At 40.5% G+C, this 1946-nt stretch carries 3 protein-coding genes; all 3 read left to right on the forward strand.

The window, feature by feature from the left end; all coding sequences use genetic code 11:
* A partial coding sequence (locus ACJML3_RS05330) for a DUF2213 domain-containing protein (RefSeq protein ID WP_406021267.1) occupies positions 1 to 1097 on the forward strand: 1097 nt, incomplete at its 5' end.
* A gap of 15 nt (positions 1098 to 1112) precedes the next feature.
* Positions 1113 to 1625 (forward strand): hypothetical protein, encoded by a 513-nt coding sequence (locus ACJML3_RS05335; protein ID WP_406021269.1) that lies wholly within the window; start codon positions 1113 to 1115, stop codon positions 1623 to 1625.
* A gap of 21 nt (positions 1626 to 1646) precedes the next feature.
* Positions 1647 to 1946, forward strand: a 300-nt coding sequence (locus ACJML3_RS05340) for a hypothetical protein (RefSeq protein WP_406021271.1), incomplete at its 3' end; no start/stop codon positions are given.

A 1946-nucleotide genomic window follows, 5' to 3' on the forward strand; every position in this document is an offset into this window, starting at 1 on the left:
AGCGTATAAATGATGGTTCAATGCGTGAATTGTCTTTAGGATATAGATACACGCCTGAGAAAAAATCGGGTGTCTTTAATGGCGAGCCATACGATCTTATAATGAGAGATATATCATGCAACCATTTAGCCTTAGTTGAAGAGGGCAGGGCAGGGCATGACGTTTTGGTTAAAGATTCAAAATCAACTCTTAACGAGGTTACAAATATGAGTGATAAAGTTGAAAAGATGGAAATTGCACTAGCAGATCAGATGATCTCTACTGCAAATATGTTAAAAGATTTGCATAAAACTGATGCAATGGGCAACGTTGTTGACATAACAAAAGACGAGGAGATCTCCACAATGGAAGATAAATTAAATGAATTTCTAGCAAAGCTAGAAGAGGCAGGCATTGACAAAGACGAGGCACGAGCAAAGATCGAAGAGATCATCAAAGCTAAGTCAGAAGTTGAGGCAGAAGATGAAGATCTAGAGACTAAAGAAGATCTGGAAACTAAGGAAGAGATCAGCGAAGATGACGATCTAACCGACAAGGAAGAGATCGAAAGTGAAGAGGATCTAGGCGAAGATGAAGATCTAGAGGAAGAAGACAAGGAGAAGAAAGAAACCTTGAATTTTGACGAAGATCAGAAACACGGTTTAGATGCCTGCGGACTTGATTCAGAAGATCCTATTGTACAGAAAGCATTTGCCGAGGGCGTTAAGTACGGCGAGAAGAAAGAAAAGGAAGAGCCAAAGCACTTAGATTCTCTACACGAAAGTGAGGGCGAAAAGCGTGAGCTAGGTGAGGATTCAATTGCTAAGGTTATCAATGCTGTTAAACAGTCTTTTGCTAACCGTTATAAGGCTGTTGAAGAGTGCAAGCGTACTTTAGGTAAGGTAGATGCAATGGCATTCGATAATGCAGGTGCTGTATATCGCAAGGCTTGTAATGTTCTAGGTCTAAGAACTAAGGGCATGACTGCTAAAGAGTGTAGAGCACTATATAGAGGCTATATGGCAAATAGATCAACTCTTGTAGGTGATTCAAGAAAATCAGTTGCAGACAATGATCGTGCTGTTCAGCTTTTAAACAATGTTAAAGATTCAATCTAATCAGAGGTTTTAAAAATGGTTCAGAAAGTAGTCAATGTTTTACCTGCAATTGGTGTAGCAGGTCAGAAAGTAGCAACCGATAGCGCACGTTATTTAGGTTACAATCCACTATCAGACGGCACAGTTGTAGTAGGTGCTTTTGCATTCGCTAAAACTGCTGGTGGTGTTCAGTCAGCACCTTTTGCGATTGTTTCTGCCACTGGTTCCGCTGAGGATAAGCCATTAGGCTTTGTTGAGCGTGTTGTAGATGTAGCATTAGAGAATGTAACATCTAGTGGCACTAACATTCTTCCTGATGGAGCAGTTGCAACAGTAGCAGTACAGGGTCAGTTCTACATTAATGTTCCTGCTGGTTTATCTTCAATTACATCAGGTATGGGCGTTTTTGTGAATCCAACCACAGGTGCGATCAATCTAGCATCAAGCGCAGGTGGTAGTGAGGTTGACACTGGCTTTAAGGTTGTAATCCCTAATGGCGGTGCAAGTGCAAACGCAGGCGATGTAGTTATCATTGAGAAATTTAACTAATTAAGGTTCGGAGAAAAAATCATGTTAAATTTAGAACAGTTAAAGGCTAAAGGCATCTATGTTGAAGGTGCAAAGGGCGTTATGGCTTATGACACCGTAAACGGTAAGATTAAGACGAATTTATCAAAGACTGCCCTTGCAATGGATAGTGCATTACAGATAACTCCTAATGTTGGTTATCCTGCATCATTTTTCCAGTATATCGATCCTCAGATTGTAGAGATCTTATTTGGTGTAACAAACGCAAATAAGATCGCACCTGAAGTAAAACAGGGAACTTGGGCTGACGAATACTATACATACACAGCTGAAGAGGCAACT

The organism is Succinivibrio sp., assembly GCF_045124615.1.
GTDB lineage: Bacteria > Pseudomonadota > Gammaproteobacteria > Enterobacterales > Succinivibrionaceae > Succinivibrio > Succinivibrio faecicola.